The sequence below is a fragment of the Acidiphilium multivorum AIU301 genome (genome assembly GCF_000202835.1).
In the GTDB taxonomy this organism is placed as follows: Bacteria; Pseudomonadota; Alphaproteobacteria; order Acetobacterales; family Acetobacteraceae; genus Acidiphilium; species Acidiphilium multivorum.
Window position 1 is genome coordinate 340,518 of sequence record NC_015186.1, and the last position, 16,282, is coordinate 356,799.

Sequence of the window (16,282 nt, forward strand, 5' to 3'; positions counted from 1 at the left end):
CGAATATTGCGCGGAGTCGCCGAACAGCAGTGGCCAGTAGGCGCGGTGAGAGTCGAGTCTCGGCATCGCTCGCGGCCAGCACGCGGCTGCCGGGGGCCACCGGCGCGATGCAGTCCTGCTGTTGCCTGGCCGGCCGGTTCGGCCGGGCCGATCCAGCTTATTGTCCGGGAGACTTGGTTCCTTTGCGAGGGCGCGCCGGCGGCGGATCGTGCCCTGGAGCATCAGGCGAGCCATTTGCAACCGGAACGCCGAAGCTCGATGATCTGGACCGATCAGACATTGCGGACGTCATTCGCGCCAGCAGGGCTCAATTCAGCCGGCTTCCACGCTCGCCGAAACAGCGACCCGTTCAGGATCCGCCGTGAAAATGAGAGCCTGGAGGGAATGGGAAAATTTTTGGAAATCAATGGTCGGAGCGGCGGGATTCGAACCCACGACCCCCAGTCCCCCAGACTGATGCGCTACCAGGCTGCGCTACGCTCCGACCCCGGCGTCTTAGCAAGTGACGCGGGGCGAGGCAATCGACCCGCATCACTTATCGAGGCTGGCACGCAGGTCTTCCAGTTCGGCAAGCACGCTCGCCATTGCCGCGCGCAGGAGCGCGGTCGCGGCGCGGGCCCGTTCGAGTGGCGCCGAGTCGGCGTCCGGCATGGCAGCGGGCGCGTGGCCAGGGTTGGAAGTCGCCGGTGCGGGATCGATCGGCAGTTCCGGCAGCCGGTCGGGCCGCGGGGCCGGCGGGGCCGGGATGTCGGCCCGCGCCCGCTCGGCGGCCGAGGCGGCGCGCTCCTCCTCCGAGGCTGGCGGAATTTCATCATGCAGCAGCCCGCCGCTTTCGCGAAGCAGGCGCTGGACGCCCTTGATCGTGTAGCCCTGGATGTAGAGCAGGTCGGCTATGCGCTGCAGCAGCAGGACATCGTCGGGCCGGTAATAGCGCCGTCCGCCGCCCCGCTTGAGCGGCTTGATGCGGGGGAACTTGGTTTCCCAGAACCGCAGCACATGTTGCGGCACATGCAGTTCGTCCGCCACCTCGCTGATCGTGCGGTAGGCTTCGGCGGATTTGCGGACCCGGTTGCGGCCGTGCTCGTCCGGCGTGGATTCGTGGCGATGCGGCTCGTCGGTCAAGACTGGCCTGCCGCCGACGGAACCTGGCCGGTATCGACGGCGTCGCGGAGGATCTGGCTCGGCCGGAACACCAGCACGCGGCGCGGCAGGATCGGCACTTCACGTCCCGTCTTGGGGTTGCGCCCGATCCGGCGGCCTTTCTGGCGCACAGAAAACGTCCCGAACCCGCTGATCTTGATGGATTCGCCTTCGGCCAGCGCCTGCTTCATGCGGTCGAGCACAGCCTCGAGGAGTGCCGCGGATTCATTGCGCGACAGCCCAACCGCCGCGTAAATCGACTCAGCCAGACCTGCGCGTGTCAACGTGCTCATTTTTCAAGATTAGCAAGAAAGCCTGTCGGGTCAACACGGAACAGGCTGCGGGCAGCGGCCGGAGCCATGCGCGCCGGCGGTTCAGAAGCGGATCAGCGCCGAACCCCAGGTCAGCCCGCCGCCAAGCGCCTCGATCAGCACGAGATGGCCGCGACGGATGCGCCCGTCGCGCACAGCCTCGTCGAGCGCGAGCGGGATCGACGCGGCGGAGGTATTGGCGTGCCGGTCAACCGTGACCACGACCTGCTCCGGCGCGAGGCCGAGCCGCTTGCCCATCGCGTCGATGATTCGCCGGTTGGCCTGGTGCGGCACCAGCCAGTCGATATCCGCCTGGGTCAGATCGTTGGCCGCCAGCGCCTCGTCGACCGCGCCGGCGAGCTTGCTGACGGCGTGGCGGAACACCTCGCGCCCGTTCATCACGAGGTGCTGCGGCCGGTCGTCCTGGCCGGTCGCCCCGTCGATGAAGAGGATGTCGCCGTAGCGCCCGTCTGAATGGATATGGGTGGAGATCACGCCACGATCGTCCTCGCCGGTGCCGGCGCGCAGCAGCACGGCGCCGGCGCCGTCGCCGAACAGCACGCAGGTGCTCCGGTCCTCCCAGTTGAGGATGCGCGAATAGACTTCGGTGCCGATCACCAGCGCGCTGCGGCATTGCCCGGCGCGGATCATCGCATCGGCCACCGAAACGCCGTAGACGAAGCCCGAGCAGGCGGCCGAGAGATCGAAGGCGAAGCCGCGCGTCATGCCGATGGCGGCCTGGATGCTCACCGCGGTGGCCGGAAAGCCCTGGTCCGGCGTGGACGTCGCGACGATGACGGCATCGACCGAATCGGCCGAAGCGCCGGCGGCGGCAAGTGCCCGCCGCGCCGCCTCGGCGCCCATGAAGGTCGCGGTTTCATGCGCGGCGGCGATGTGCCGCTGGCCGATCCCGGTGCGCTCGCGGATCCACGCGTCGGACGTGTCGATCCGCGTCGCGAGCTCGTCATTGGTGACGATGCGTTCCGGCAGGTAGCTGCCGACCCCTTCGAGAACGGTGCGTTGCATGTCGGTCAGCCGGTTGTCACGGAGGTGGCGGAAGCGGGCGGTGTGGCGCGGAACGCGTCGCTGGCGAGGCGTTCGCGGTCGGCGTGGCGGCCGAGATCGTCGCGGATGCGGTCGTTGAAGCGGTTGACGATCATGTCCATCGCCACATCGACCGCATGGGCGAACCCCTCGGCGTCGGCGCCGCCATGCGACTTGACGACGACACCGTTGAGTCCCAGCAGCACGGCGCCGTTGTAGCGCCGCGGGTCGAGCCATTCGCGCAGCCGGGTCAGGCCCGGCCGGGCGAGGAGATAGGCGAGGCGGGAGGCAATGTTCGCCGAGAAGACCCGGCGCAGCAGGTCGCCGACCAGGCGCAGCGCGCCCTCGCCGGTCTTGAGCGCGACATTGCCGGTGAACCCGTCGGTGACGACGACGTCGACCGTCCCGCCGGCGATGTCATGCCCTTCGATGAAGCCGCGGAACTGCGGCCCGATCGGGCTTTCGCGCAACGCCTCGGCGGCGCGCCGCAGGGTTTCGTCGCCCTTCATTTCCTCGGAGCCGACATTGAGCAGGCCGATCGTCGGGTGCGGCAGGCCGAGCACCGTCCGGGCGAACAGCTCGCCCATCACGGCGAATTCGACGAGGTTGCGCGCGTCGCAGACCACATTGGCGCCAAGATCGAGCATCACGACGTCGCCGCGGGCCGAAGGGCCGATCGCCGCCATGGCCGGGCGGTCGATCCCGCTCATCGTCTTGAGGACGATCTTGGCCAGGGCCAGCATCGCGCCGGTATTGCCCGCGGAAATCACGCCCGCGGCCTCGCCGTTCGCCACCGCGTCGATCGCCCGGCGCAGCGAGGCGTCGCGCAGGCGCAGTGCCGCGGTCGGCTTCAGTTCGTTCGGGATGATCTCGGTGGTCGGCCGGATCGAGACCCGGTTGCGCAGCCGCTTGCTGAGCCGCACCAGCTCATCGATCTGCACCGCATCGCCGAACACCTCGAATCGCGCATTGGGATGGCGCTCGGCCGCGATGTCGAGCCCCGCGATGACCATGCCGGGGGCGCTGTCGCCCCCCATGGCATCCACCGCGAGGATAGGCATCCCCGGCGCCGGCGTTGCGGTCCGATCGGATGCGGTCGCCGTTTCCGGCGTCGGGGGCGGGCTTGGCATGGCGGAAGGGGAGGCGGCTGCGGCTGTTGATCCGGTTGTCATCGGCGGCCTGAAGGCACGTACGGCGCCGACGCGGACACGACCGGATCAGACCCTGACCGTGCCCTTGAGATCCTTGCCGGCCGCGACGACTTCGCGCCCGTCGTAATGGCCGCAATGGCCGCACACATGATGCGGCCGCTTCAGCTCGCCGCAATTGCTGCACTCGGCATGAGCCTGCTGGCCCAGCGCATGATGGCTGCGGCGCATGCCTTGGCGGGAGGGGGAGGTCTTGCGCTTGGGTACGGCCATGGTCGACTCTCGGTTCTCTTGTGTTACGTCGCGACGGGTCGCGGCGCGCCAGCGGGTGACGCCCCGCTGACCGGGGGGATTGGAAAGCGGCCCTCTAGCAGAGCGCCGGGCCCACGGCAAGTTCGTCCGGCGCGGGACTGCCACATGCCGGTTGCTCAGTCGGGCCGGCGCAGCCGGGCGAGCGCGGCAAAGGGATGCGCCTCATCTTTGGCGCCGGTCCCGGAGGCCGCGGGCGGCTCTGCGCCCGGCCGGCGCGGATACGGATCGAGGGCCAGCGCCAGTTGTTCGACGAGCAGCGCGCCGAGATCGAACACCGTGCCGTCGGCGACGATGTCGTCCGGCGCATCGGGATCGAGGGAGCCGGCATCGTCCGGCTCGCCGCCGGCGAGCAGCCGGAAGCTGGTGCGCTCGGCGATGGTCTGTTCCACCGGCTCGAGCGAGACGACGCAGCTCTGGATGACGTGGGCGGCAAGCTCCAGCCTGGCCTCGGCCTGGTCCGGCCCGATGCGGCTGATGTGGAACCGGCCGGACAGCGCCTCGACCGCCGGAATGCCGAATTGCCGGGCGATCGCGGCGCGGGCCTCGGCGTCGGCATCGATCGTCACTTCCTGCGCCGCATCCCCGAGGCGGGCGAGATCGAAGTGCCGCGACAGCGGAAACGGAGGGGCGTCAGTCATCATGAAATACTGGCGCATCTTGCACGACGATGGAAGCTCGCCCATAGAACCGGGACCAGCCGCAACCCGAGGATCCAGCCGCGTGCGCAGATTGGCGACCAAGCTCCGCCCATTGTTTCCCCTCCTGCTGCTGCCGGCGCTGGCCGGCTGCGCCCTGTTCACGGCCCAGCCACGCTATCGCGGCACCGCGGTAACCGAGGCGCAGCTCAAGCAGCTCACCCCCGGCGTCTCGACCGAGGCGGACGCGACCGCGCTGCTCGGCTCGCCGACGCTGCGCGAAACGTTCCACGATCACGACTGGCTCTATGTGAGCCAGGTGACGAAGCCGCGCATCGGCCAGACCCTTGGCGTCGAGAAGCAGCAGGTCGTCGTGCTCGATTTCACCGGCAACGGCGTGCTGAAATCGATCCGCCGGGTCGGCGGGAAGCAGGCGGTTCATGTGGCGATGGCCGGCGGCAGGACGCATGCGCCGGGCGGCCATGCAAGTTTCCTGCAGCAGCTCGTCGGTGGCGTCGGGCACTATAATCCGGGCCTCGGCGCCGGATCGGCCGGCGGCCTCGGCGGCGGGAGCGGTTTCTGATCCCATGATCGGACGGCGCGGCGTGATGGCCGGAAGCGTGGCGGCGCTGGCGATGGCCGGCGCCGCCCGCGCCTCGACGTCTGTGCTTGGCACGGCGGAGCCGGTCACCAGCCTGCCGCCAGGGTCGGAGGCCCCGCAACTGAACGACGTCGTCGCGCCCGGCTGGCGGCGGGACGTGCTGATCCGCTGGGGCGACGCCGTGCTGCCATCCGCGCCGCCCTTCCGCCCGGGCGAAGTCACCCTCGCCGCCGCCAGCCAGCAATTCGGCTGGGATGCGATCATTGCCGGGCTGGTGAAGATGCCGCCGGCCGACGACGGCGTGCGCCGGCTGCTGATGGTCGTCACCCACCCCGACGTGCAGATGCGCATGGCGTTTCCGCGCGGCCGCGGCGCCGCGACCGTCGCCGGCAAGATGCAGGGCGCCTCGGTGCTCAACCTCGCCATGCAGAACGGGCGCTGGGTGGTGGTCGCCGGCGGCTACCAGTCCCGCCGCATCACCGACGGCACGCTGTGCCGCATCGCCGGCCCGGCCGCCGCTTCGGTCGGGCAGACGGTCCAGGGCGTGCTGGCGCCCTCCATCGGCGGTGTGACGCCCTGGAACACGGTGCTGCTGCCCGAGGGCCACACCGCGGGCTGGATCCGGCGCCTGGCCGGCCATGCCCCCGGTTTCGGCAGCCCGACCGTGGGCGCCGGCTTCGGCTGGGTGGTCGAGCTCGACGCCGCGAATCCGATGTCCTTTCCGGTGAAGCGCACCGCCCTCGGCCGGCTGTCCCGCGCGGGCGTGGCCTGCGGGCTCGCCGCCGATGGCAGCGCCGTGGTCTTCATGAGCGAGGACGGGCCGATGGGGCGGCTGTTCCGCTTCAAGGGCGCTGCCCCGGCCGGCACCGGCGAGGGCGCGCTCGATGCCGGCACGCTCGCCGTCGCGGTGATCGAGCACTCGCACATCGTCTGGCACGACCTGCCCGCCGGCCTGCCCTCGCTGACCGCGACGGCATCGGCCGGCCGCCGGGGTTCCGGCTTCGATGCCCCTTCGGGCATGGCGATCGCCCCGGACGGCACGCTCTACCTCGCCTGCCGCGGCAATCCGGGGCGGGGGATCAGCCAGATCGATCCGCTCAACCCGCGCGCCGGCAACGGCGCCGGCCACATTCTGGCCTTCGCCCCCGAGGGCGGCGATCCCGGCGCCCGCCGCTTTGCCGGTCGCGTGGTGCTGCTCGGCGGCAATCCGGCGCATGATTCCTCCTCGCGCTACGCGCCTGGCTCGACAGCCTGGCTGCGCGCGCCCTCGACCCTCGATCTCGACGGCAGCGGCCGGCTCCTCATCGGCACCGACCAGCGCGGCGCCGTGACCGACACGGCGGACGGACTGTTCGCGATGCACCCGCATGGCGGGCTCGATCTGCTCTACAGCGCGCCGGTCGGGGGTGCCGTGGGCGGGGCCGCGGCCGATCCGGCAGGGAAGACGCTGTTCACCGTGGCACGGCATCCCGGCGCCACGCGCGAGGCCGATTTCGCCGATCCGGCCACGCGCTGGCCGACGGTGCGCCCCGGCATGCCGCCGCAGACCACGATGGTGTCGCTGGCCCCGGATTGAATCCGGCCCCGGCCAGCGTACCTGAAGCCATGACGCTTTTGAACATGACGAGGAGGGCAGGATGCTGAACACCACCGGAACGGTACGGCTGAAAGACCCGGCGCTGCTGCGGGAAGCCAATTACATCAACGGAGAATGGGTGCAGGCGGAGAGCGGGAAGACCCTCGACGTCCTGAATCCAGCGACGGGCGAACTCGTTGGCCGGGTGCCGGCGATGGGTGCCGCGGAAACGCGCCGCGCGATCGAGGCGGCCGGCCGCGCCCTGGCCGGCTGGCGGGCGATGCTGGCGAAGGAGCGCGCTGCGATCCTCCGCCGCCTCTACGAGTTGATGATGGCCAACCAGGACGATCTTGGCGCGATCATGACGGCCGAGCAGGGCAAGCCGCTGGCCGAGGCGAAGGGCGAGATCGCCTACGCCGCCGGCTTCATCGAGTGGTTCGCCGAGGAGGGCAAGCGGATCTACGGCGACACCATCCCGCAGAACGCCCCCGGCCGGCGGATCATCGTGCAGAAACAGCCGATCGGCGTCTTCGCGGCGGTCACCCCGTGGAACTTCCCCTCGGCGATGATCACCCGCAAGGCCGGTCCGGGCTGGGCGGCGGGCTGCACCGGGGTGATCCGCCCGGCGAGCCAGACCCCGTTCTCCGCCCTTGCCCTCGCCGTCCTTGCCGAGCGCGCCGGCATGCCGGCGGGCGTGTGCAACATCATCACCGGCCCCTCCGGCCCGATGGGTGCTGAACTCACCGCCAACCCGATCGTGCGGAAATTCTCCTTCACCGGCAGCACCGAGGTCGGCGCGAAGCTGCTCGCCCAGTGCGCGCCGACCATCAAGAAGACGTCGATGGAACTTGGCGGCAACGCCCCCTTCATCGTCTTCGACGACGCCGATCTCGATGCCGCGGTGAAGGGGGTGATCGATTCGAAATTCCGCAATGCCGGGCAGACCTGCGTCTGCGCCAACCGCATCCTCGTTCAGGACGGTGTGTTCGAGCTCTTTGCCGAAAAGCTGAAGGTCGCGGTCGAGGCGCTGAAGGTCGGCAACGGCATGGAGCCTGGCGTCACCCAGGGGCCGCTGATCAACCGCGAGGCGGTGGAGAAGGTGGAGGCGCATATCGCCGACGCGGTGGCCGGCGGTGCCCGAATCGTCACCGGCGGCACGCGCCACGAGCGGGGCGGCAATTTCTTCACGCCGACCGTCATCGCCGACGTGAAGCATGACGCGCTGATCTTCCGCGAGGAAACCTTCGGCCCGGTCGCCCCGCTGTTCCGCTTCAACACCGAGGCGGAGGCGATCGCGATGGCGAATGATACCGAATTCGGCCTCGCCAGCTATTTCTACGCCCGCGATGTCGGCCGCATCTTCCGCGTTGCCGAGGCGCTGGAATACGGCATCGTCGGCATCAACGAGGGCCTGATCTCGACCGAAGTCGCCCCCTTCGGCGGCGTCAAATCCTCCGGCCTCGGCCGCGAGGGATCGAAATACGGGATCGAGGATTATCTCGAGATCAAGTATCTGGCGCTCGGCGGCCTGGGCGGCTAAACCGGCGCTGCCAGGATGGGTGGCCGAGTGGTTTAAGGCAGCGGTCTTGAAAACCGCCATACGTGAAAGCGTATCGTGGGTTCGAATCCCACCCCATCCGCCACCCCTACGTCCAGCACTGTCCGGCACCATCCTCTAAAGTATTAAATATCAGTGCATTAAGCCAGATTTCCGTCCACGCCCATCCACCCCGATCTGCCCGAATCCGGAGTTTCCACGTGGGTGACTTTGTGGGTAAGATTCGGTCATGGTCCGAGTCGTCAACAAGCTGTCACCGCTCAAGGTCGCCAAGCTGACCGCCCCCGGCCTCTATGGCGATGGCAACAATCTCTACCTCCAGATCGCCCCCTCAGGTGCGAAATCCTGGTCGTTCCGGTTCATGATACGTGGTCGGGCGCGCGAGATGGGGCTCGGCCCCGTCGCCCTGATGTCCCTGGCCGAGGCCCGGATGCGCGCCATCGAGTGCCGGCGCCTGCTGCTCGACGGGATCGACCCGATCGAGCACCGCCAGACGCAGCGTGAGGCCAAGACCATCCGCGGCAAGACCTTCGCCACCTGCGCCGAGGCCTATATCGAGGCGCACCAGGCCGGCTGGAGCAACGCAAAGCACGCCGGGCAGTGGCGGGCGACGCTCGCGACCTATGCCTACCCGGTCTTCGCCGAGACGCCGGTGGGCGCGATCGACCTCGATCTCGTGGTCAAGGCGCTCAAGCCGATCTGGACCGACAAGCCGGAGACCGCGAGCCGCCTGCGCGGGCGGATCGAATCAATCCTCGACTACGCCACCACCAAGGGGTGGCGGCAGGGCGACAATCCGGCGCGATGGAAGGGCTTGCTCGAGAACGTGCTGCCGGCCAAGGGGCGGATCGCCCGGGTCGCGCATCACCCGGCGCTGAAATGGCGCGATCTGCCGCCCTTCATGGCCGAGCTGGCGCAGCAGGAGGGCGTGGCAGCGCGGGCGCTGGCGTTCACGATCCTCACGGCATCCCGCTCGGGCGAAACCATCGGCGCGACTTGGAGCGAGATCGATCTGGCCGCGAAAATCTGGACGATCCCGGAATGGCGGCTGAAGAAGCGGCAGGGCGATCATCGCGTGCCGCTGACCGATCCGGTGCTTGCGATCCTCGCCACAATGCGGGCAGCGGCCGGAACGCCGGCACCGGCCGCGTTCGTGTTCCCAGGCGGCAAGACGGGCACGGGACTGAGCAACATGGCGATGCTGATTCTGCTCCGCCGCATGGGGCGGGAGAACATCACGACCCATGGGTTCCGCTCCACCTTCCGGGATTGGGCGGCCGAGGCGACGGACTATCGGCATGAAGTGGTCGAGGCCGCGCTGTCGCACACGGTGAGCGACAAGGTCGTCGCCGCCTATCGACGCACCGATTTCTTCGACCGCCGCCGGGATCTCATGGTCGACTGGGCGCGCTATGCTCTTTCCTCCGCCGATTCGGAGGGTTCCGCATCATGACGCGCGATGAAGACGAACAGGCACCGAAGCCCCGCAACCGCCGCCCGCGCGCGCCGCGGATCAAGACACTGCCGGAATCGATGCGCGATCCCCGGCACAATCCGGATGCGGCGCTGGCAGAGATCCGCGCCGTTCTCAAAGAGGGTGGCCGGCCTCTGTCCTTGGACGAGGCCAAGGCATGGCTCGGCCGGGTCGATCTGCGGCATTTTGAAGCCGAGATCGATCCGCAAACCGGCGCGGCAAGAAGCCCGGAGAGGGCCGAGTGCGACAAGGACGGACGCCTGCGGTTTCGCGAACCGGGTGAAAAGCATGGCCCAGGCCGGCTCAGGATGCGGTCGGAACAGGCAATCGAGCAGGCCGAGGCGGATTTCGCCCGGGCGGTGAACGAAGTCGAACAGGTGTCCACTCTGCTGCATTGGCAGAGCACGGCCGCCAGTCGCTCAGCGAGTGTGCGATCGCTACAGGCAACCGAAATCGCCGATAGGGTTTGCCAGCTCTATGACACTCTCTCCTTGCCGGCTCGCAACCGCGCCTCGGTCATCACCAAGCTCCTGGCCCGTGACGGTCACGCGATAACTGTGCAGCGGGTCAGGCAAATCCTCGCGACACATCGGCCTCGGCCCACCCGAAAATAGGGCCGACGACGCCGAGAAAAGAGAAAATCAACGGGCGTGCCGTAATCCCGCGGTCCCCGCATATCCGCGATTGTCTGGCTTCATTTCGAATGGAGCAGCCACAATGCCGGACGAAGTTATACCTCATTATGTTGCAATCTCAGATTGGGTCGTACGGTCGGGCATCTCTCGCTCGCGGACATACGAATTGATTGCCGCAGGGGAGTTGTCGGCGCGTAAAGTCGGCCGCCGCACGTTGATCGACCTCAGGGCTGGACTCGCGTGGCTGGACGAGCAGCCGGCACCGAAGATCGCCGTGTCGGTTACGAAGCGGCCGCATGGGGAGTTGGTTTGATGAATGCCCCCCTGATTTTCGGTCAGTCGGCGTCTCCGGAGATAGACAGTGCTACTAAGCAGCACAGCGCCGAGAGTGCGTCCGGTACTCAGTTCATGACGCTGCGCGATGTCGCCGATATTCTCGACGTCTCGCCCTCAACCCTGCGTCGCCGCATCGCCGAGGGCGCGCTCCGCGTGCACCGCATCGGCCGCGCGATCCGCATCTCGCAGACCGACCTCGCTGCCTTCTTGGCCGCCAGCCGTGGAGCAGAATCATGATCGCCGAACAGCTGGAGTTCACTGGCTTCAGGCCGAACACGGGCCACCGTCACACGCAATATGGAGAGCCTTTGCCGGCCGACGCTGTCCCGAATGAACGCAACCGCATGCGCACGCACTCGGGTGAGCGCAGGAGGGCGCGCGTGATGCAAGATGACCTTTTCGGCGCGCTTTGCGCCGAGACCAGCGACCTCGCCTCCAAAACAGGCATCCGTGAACCGATGGCCGCTGAACACTCCGCGTGCAACGACGGTGGTGGCGCGCTGGATGAGCCGGTCGACGGCGCAATCATCGACCCGACAACAATTTCGCTCCCGGCCAACGCACGCGCCCGGGTCGCCGGCGATACCGTTGTCTGCGCGACACCTCCGGCCACATTCGCCGAGGCGCTCGAACTGCTCGCGGCCAGCGATACCCTGCCGGCGGCGAGGCTCAAGGATCTCCGGCGCGATGTTGCATGGATAGAAGATCACTGCCCCCGCAATCGCGATGGTTCCGTGGCAGCCCCCTTGCCGTGCGATCCCGCCGCACTGCGGCCGATCCTGAAGAGCTTGAAATTTGATAGGAAGAAAACCGGGCCTAAGCGCTTCTATAATATCAAGTCGTCGCTCGCCGCGATTCAGCGCAAGACGGGCTGGCTCCCGCCGCGTGCGCCTCGCCGGCCGATCACGACGACCGCCTGGGCCAGCCTGCTCGGCATGATGAGCGATGGCGATCTCAGCCGTGCCACAATGCGGCGCTTCGCGGTCTTCTGTGAAGAACGCAATGTCGCACCCGGGGATGTCGCGCTCGAACACCTCGACGCGTATCACGACGCCCTCGCCGCCACGAATGCCAAGGCGCCGGACCAGACGGTGACAACAATAAAATCGCGCTGGAACCGCCTGTGCCGCGAGCAGGAATCCTTCCCTGGCCAGGAACTGCCCGCCCGCCGCAACCCGAACACGATCCGCGATGACGCTAACGGCATCCCGCCGAGCTTCATGGCAGACCTGAATGCCTATATCGCGAAGCTGCGGAAGCCGGGACCATTCGAAAAGGGGTTCACGGGCCCTGCCGCGAAGAGCACCGTGCGAACACGCGGCGATATCCTTGCCCTCGCGCCCCATCGGCTGGTGAAACGCGGCTGGCCCGCGGCAACCCTGACCTCTCTCGCCGCCATCCTCACCCCCACAGCGGTCGAGGCGATCTTGACCGATTATTGGGACACGAACTGCGCGGAGAGCGGATGGACTCTCGGCGCGGAAGCCACGGCGCAGGCTCTCGCAGCAGCCGCGCGCCAATGGGGCAAATTACCGGTCGCCGAACTGGAGCAGGTTCTCGACATCTGCCGTGAGGTGCGGGCGAAGCATCGCGGCTTCACCGCCAAGAAGCTCGAACGCCTCGCGCAATTCGACGATCCAAAGATCGAGCGGCGATTCCTGCAGCTTCCTGAAACACTTTGGCGCAAGGCGCTGAGATTCGCCAAGGCCGGCAAGATGAAGCGCGCCGCTGATACCGCGAAATACGCCCTCGCGTTGGCGATCCTGTTCGACAAACCCCTGCGCGTCGCCGATCTTTCGATCCTCGATCTCGCCCTCGATTTTGCACGCGATGCGAAGGGCAAGATCACCGGCGTCAAAATCGCCTATGGTCGCGCCTCCAAGCGGGCGCCGATGGTCGAGGGCGCGCTGTCGTCGCAGACGGTGCGCATGCTGGAGACCTACGTCACCAGATTCCGCCCGACCCTGCTGCATGACGAGTCGACCTCGCTCTTCCCGGGGCAGGAAGCTGGCCATCTGGTTTCCAAATCGATGGCCACGCAGATCCGGGCTTTGATCGGCCGCGAGCTCGGCGTCGACGTCAATTCGCATCTGGTGCGCTCCTATGTCGGCACCGTCATACTCGACGAAGACCCACGCGCCGTGGCGCTCGCGCAGCGCGTGCTCGGGCACCAGAACGCCACGACGACGCTGAAATTCTACGCCGCGCAACGCGGCCGCGCCGCAAACCGCCACTACGCCGAGCTGATCGAGCGCCGGCGCCGGCGGCTGCGGATGAATGTCGAGGACTAGGTCCGTGACCACCATCCCTCCAACCCCCCGCCCCGATGCCGTTCCGGGCAACAAGGAACAGCATCGGAGCCTGCCTCTGGCAACCTGGCCGCCCGAAGATCGGGCGCGCTGGCAGCGTGTGAAGGAAAAGCAAGGCTTGTTCGACCGGCAGGCCATCCTGCATGACCTCAAGACACCGACAGTCCGCGGGCTCGAACAATCCGTCGGCCGCTTCCTTGCCTATCTGCTCCATGTCCGGGCGATGACGCCCGCGGCGTCGATCGGCACCCTCCTCTCGCCCGAGCTGGTGAACGACTATGTCGGCGTCATGCGCAAATGCCTGCGGGCGGGCTCCGTTCATGAGGAGTTGCGCCGCCTGCGCGCCGGCCTCGGTATTATGCTCCCCGGCGTGGAGCTCGGCTGGATGAATTCGCTCCCTCTGAAGCCGACCCGCGCCGAAGTACTCGCCTCCCGCAAGCCGATCGACCGCCCGGACGCCGCCCGCGTTCTCGCCGCCGCCTATCGCGCCTTCGATGCGCTGCCCGTCATGCAACGCGATACCGACACCTCGCAGGCTGCGCGCAACGCCCTGATGGTCGCGTTCTGCGACCTGTTCGGCCTGCGGCTCAGCGACCTTGCGCGGATCCGGCTCGGCGAACACCTGCGCCAGCATGGATCGCGCTGGCGGCTGATGTTCCCCTGCGGCGTCAAGAACGACGCCCTGCTGCTCTTCGACGTTCCCCCCGAACTCGCGCAACGGCTCGAAACCTATCTCGGCGCCTGGCGCATCGCCCTTCTCGGCAACCGCCTCGATCATGGCTTCCTGTGGATCGCGCGCGGCGGCAAGCCGCCTCTTGAGAAGATGATCGCCATGGGTATCGCCAAATTCGGCCGGCTTCATCTGGGCCGTTCCCTAAACAGCCACGTCTTCCGCCACGCCTTCGCGGTGACGACCGTCTTGCGCAATCCGGCCGATGCCGACCTCGCCGCCGCGGCACTCGGCCATACCAGCGAACAGATGGTCCACGGCACATACACGCGATCGGGCGATCAGGAGATTTCGCGGCTATGGCTGCGCAAGCTGACCCGCAAGCGCAGGGGGCTCTGATCATGCCGAAGCAACGGAGCGTCCCCACCCGGACGCAGAAATGTAATGACAATCGCGTTACGGCGTCCTAGAATGCCGATCATGAATCCCGCCAAGCAAGCCTCTGCGCCATCCTCCCGCCGCGACACGCTCAACCTGCGGATCAAAAGCGACGATCGCGGGCTGATCGACCGCGCCGCCGCCCTGACCGGCAAGACCAAGACGGACTTCGTGATCGACGCCGCCCGCCGCGCCGCCGAAGACGCCCTGCTCGACCGCACGCTGTTTCTCGCAACTCCGGATGCGTTCGACGCCTTCCGCGCGCGCCTCGACGAACCGCCGCTGCCGAATGCCCGCCTCCAGCGCGCCCTGAAGACAACGCCGCCCTGGGAATGACGTGGCCCTCACCCCGCCCGAACCGCTCGCCGAGCATCACGACATCAGCGGCTTCAACTGCGGCATCGCCTCACTGGATGACTGGCTGAGGCGCCGGGCCCGCGCCAACCAGGCCGGCGGCGCGACCCGTACCTTCGTTGTGACCGAAAGCGGCCGCGTCGTCGCCTATTACGCCATCGCTTCCGGCGCCATCAGCCCGAACGGCACCTCCGGCCGCTTCCGCCGCAACATGCCCGACCCGATCCCCGTCGCCGTCCTCGCCCGCCTCGCAATCGCCACCAGCGCCCAGGGACAAGGCCTCGGCCGCGCCCTCTTCCGCGACGCCACCCTCCGCATCCTGAACGCAGCCGAAACGCTGGGGATCAGAGGCATCGTGGTGCATGCCATCTCCGACCAGGCCAAAGCCTTCTACCTCGCCCTCGGCTTCGAAGCCTCGCCGCTCGATCCGATGACGCTGATGGTCACGCTCAAGGATGTGAGAGCGGTATTATAGAAATTGAGTAATCAATCTATAATTTTTTAGATTTTTGATATAATTTGACAATAATATTTAGAAATATACTTAAGAAGTATAAATATTGCCTACAATTGAGTAAAATATAAAATAACAAAATTCGTCATTTTGTCCAATTTTGTGCTGATATCGCGGGATGTTTCGAAGCAATAGCAGGAATTTACACCGCCCGCTCGCGGACTTCAGTAGAAAATTTATTTGTGGTCGGACTCGCCATGGCTCCATCTTATTTGGGAGTTGGAGCCTTCGGCAAACCCGGGGCGATTCACATCATCGAAGCCTGCTTCCGGCGGATGAAGCAGACCGGGCTCGAGGTCCGGCCGATGTATCACTGGAGCCCGCGCCGGATCGAGGCGCATGTCCGGCTCTGCGTCCTTGCCCTGCAGATACAGCGCTCGGCGGAGTTGCGCTGCGGCCTTCCCTGGGCGCGGATCGCCCACATCCTAGCCGGCCTCAAGGCGGTCCGCTATCAGATCGCCGGCCGGACTATTGTTCAGCGCACGAAAATCAGCCCCGAAGCTGCCGAGATCCTGAAAAACCTCGGAATATCAAAGCCAAAGAAGCTGCTTACAGTCATCGAGCCGCCGCAGGCCAAGGCCGCCTCATAGATACACGCCCTGATTCCGTATCGAAAATCCGCCGGAAAATAGACAGACTTTCCTCACGTCTGCCTCATGAACGCGAACCCGGGCGTGACTGAGCGCCTTAACCTCGTTAATCGGCAGATCAAGACTGTCCTACAGCGGATCGATGGTCTGGTCGAACAACTTGCCGGACCGGAGACCGAGCCGGGGCAAGATACCGAGCAGCGCGACGCGGCAATCCTGCGCTCCTTGCCGGGGGTGGGAAGGATTGTCCTCGCCACGCTGCTCGCGGAGGCTCATCAAGCCCTCCAGGCGCGAGATTACCAGGCTTTGCGCACCTTGACCGGTGTGGCCCCGGTCATGAAGCGGAGCGGCAGATCCTGTCGTGTGGAGATGCGTCAGGCATGTTCTGGCCGCCCGCGAACCGTCGTCTATCACTGGGCCCGCGTCGCCACCCAGCACGACGCCCGCAGTCGCAGCCGCTACGCCGCCCTCCGAGGACGTGGCCACTCTCACGGCCCCGCCCTCAGAACCGTTGCCGATCGCCTGCTGGGCATTGCATGCGTCATGCTCACCAACCGAACCATGTTCGATCCCGAGAAGATGCCCACCGATCGCCCAAAATCAGCTTGATCATTGGTGGGGAGCCCCCCCCCCCCCC

At 67.0% G+C, this 16,282-nt stretch carries 17 protein-coding genes, 2 tRNA genes and 1 pseudogene; 13 read left to right on the forward strand and 7 right to left on the reverse strand.

Annotated elements, in window-relative coordinates; genetic code table 11:
• Nucleotides 1-407 precede the first annotated feature (407 nt).
• From ACMV_RS01435 to ACMV_RS01465, 7 genes are all read right to left on the reverse strand, one after another.
• Nucleotides 408-484 (reverse strand) — tRNA-Pro (locus tag ACMV_RS01435).
• A gap of 47 nt (nt 485-531) precedes the next feature.
• A complete protein-coding gene (locus ACMV_RS01440; RefSeq protein WP_011941399.1) occupies nt 532-1,122 on the reverse strand; it encodes a MerR family transcriptional regulator in 591 nt (196 codons plus the stop codon).
• Nucleotides 1,119-1,433 carry an integration host factor subunit alpha gene (locus tag ACMV_RS01445; RefSeq protein WP_007421756.1) on the reverse strand — a complete coding sequence of 105 codons (315 nt, stop codon included), beginning with the start codon at nt 1,431-1,433 and terminating at the stop codon, nt 1,119-1,121. Before ACMV_RS01445 ends, ACMV_RS01440 begins: the two co-directional genes overlap by 4 nt.
• An 81-nt stretch (nt 1,434-1,514) precedes the next feature.
• Entirely contained in the window at nt 1,515-2,477 is a 963-nt protein-coding gene (locus ACMV_RS01450; protein WP_013639288.1) for a beta-ketoacyl-ACP synthase III, read from the reverse strand.
• 5 nt (nt 2,478-2,482) lie between these two features.
• Nucleotides 2,483-3,556: a phosphate acyltransferase PlsX gene (gene plsX, locus ACMV_RS01455; RefSeq protein ID WP_013639289.1), complete on the reverse strand. Its 1,074-nt coding sequence runs from the start codon at nt 3,554-3,556 to the stop codon at nt 2,483-2,485.
• 156 nt (nt 3,557-3,712) lie between these two features.
• Nucleotides 3,713-3,916 (reverse strand): 50S ribosomal protein L32, encoded by a 204-nt coding sequence (rpmF, locus tag ACMV_RS01460; protein ID WP_011941402.1) that lies wholly within the window; start codon nt 3,914-3,916, stop codon nt 3,713-3,715.
• A 155-nt stretch (nt 3,917-4,071) separates the two neighbouring features.
• Entirely contained in the window at nt 4,072-4,593 is a 522-nt protein-coding gene (locus ACMV_RS01465) for a DUF177 domain-containing protein (RefSeq protein ID WP_013639290.1), read from the reverse strand.
• Nucleotides 4,594-4,675: 82 nt separating this feature from the next.
• Here ACMV_RS01465 and ACMV_RS01470 point away from each other — a divergent pair, with 82 nt between their 5' ends.
• From ACMV_RS01470 to ACMV_RS01530, 13 genes and pseudogenes are all read left to right on the forward strand, one after another.
• Nucleotides 4,676-5,173, forward strand: coding sequence for an outer membrane protein assembly factor BamE (locus ACMV_RS01470; RefSeq protein ID WP_007421753.1), 498 nt, complete (start codon nt 4,676-4,678; stop codon nt 5,171-5,173).
• Nucleotides 5,174-5,177: 4 nt separating this feature from the next.
• The gene (locus tag ACMV_RS01475) at nt 5,178-6,767 is read left to right on the forward strand and encodes a PhoX family protein (RefSeq protein ID WP_013639291.1); all 1,590 of its coding nucleotides are present in this window, start codon (nt 5,178-5,180) and stop codon (nt 6,765-6,767) included.
• Between the two features lie 61 nt (nt 6,768-6,828).
• Nucleotides 6,829-8,307 (forward strand): NADP-dependent succinate-semialdehyde dehydrogenase, encoded by a 1,479-nt coding sequence (gene gabD, locus ACMV_RS01480; RefSeq protein ID WP_013639292.1) that lies wholly within the window; start codon nt 6,829-6,831, stop codon nt 8,305-8,307.
• 13 nt (nt 8,308-8,320) lie between these two features.
• A tRNA-Ser gene (locus ACMV_RS01485) sits at nt 8,321-8,410 on the forward strand.
• A gap of 144 nt (nt 8,411-8,554) precedes the next feature.
• On the forward strand, nt 8,555-9,778 hold the full coding sequence (locus tag ACMV_RS01490) for a tyrosine-type recombinase/integrase (RefSeq protein ID WP_011941406.1): 1,224 nt from the start codon (nt 8,555-8,557) through the stop codon (nt 9,776-9,778).
• Nucleotides 9,775-10,413, forward strand: coding sequence for a hypothetical protein (locus ACMV_RS01495; protein ID WP_011941407.1), 639 nt, complete (start codon nt 9,775-9,777; stop codon nt 10,411-10,413). Before ACMV_RS01490 ends, ACMV_RS01495 begins: the two co-directional genes overlap by 4 nt.
• A 333-nt stretch (nt 10,414-10,746) precedes the next feature.
• Nucleotides 10,747-11,007: a helix-turn-helix domain-containing protein gene (locus tag ACMV_RS01500; RefSeq protein WP_231295329.1), complete on the forward strand. Its 261-nt coding sequence runs from the start codon at nt 10,747-10,749 to the stop codon at nt 11,005-11,007.
• On the forward strand, nt 11,004-13,061 hold the full coding sequence (locus ACMV_RS01505; RefSeq protein ID WP_013639293.1) for a tyrosine-type recombinase/integrase: 2,058 nt from the start codon (nt 11,004-11,006) through the stop codon (nt 13,059-13,061). The genes ACMV_RS01500 and ACMV_RS01505 overlap by 4 nt, the downstream gene beginning before the upstream one ends.
• A gap of 4 nt (nt 13,062-13,065) precedes the next feature.
• Nucleotides 13,066-14,148 (forward strand): tyrosine-type recombinase/integrase, encoded by a 1,083-nt coding sequence (locus ACMV_RS01510; protein ID WP_013639294.1) that lies wholly within the window; start codon nt 13,066-13,068, stop codon nt 14,146-14,148.
• A gap of 72 nt (nt 14,149-14,220) precedes the next feature.
• Nucleotides 14,221-14,523, forward strand: a complete 303-nt coding sequence (locus ACMV_RS01515; RefSeq protein WP_013639295.1) for a type II toxin-antitoxin system TacA family antitoxin — start codon at nt 14,221-14,223, stop codon at nt 14,521-14,523.
• Nucleotide 14,524: 1 nt separating this feature from the next.
• A complete protein-coding gene (locus tag ACMV_RS01520) occupies nt 14,525-15,016 on the forward strand; it encodes a GNAT family N-acetyltransferase (RefSeq protein ID WP_013639296.1) in 492 nt (163 codons plus the stop codon).
• Nucleotides 15,017-15,306: 290 nt separating this feature from the next.
• A pseudogene (locus ACMV_RS01525) lies at nt 15,307-15,645 on the forward strand (IS1634 family transposase); the annotation flags it as partial.
• 66 nt (nt 15,646-15,711) lie between these two features.
• Complete coding sequence (locus ACMV_RS01530) at nt 15,712-16,254, forward strand: transposase (protein ID WP_011941414.1); 543 nt, start codon at nt 15,712-15,714, stop codon at nt 16,252-16,254.
• Nucleotides 16,255-16,282 lie beyond the last annotated feature (28 nt).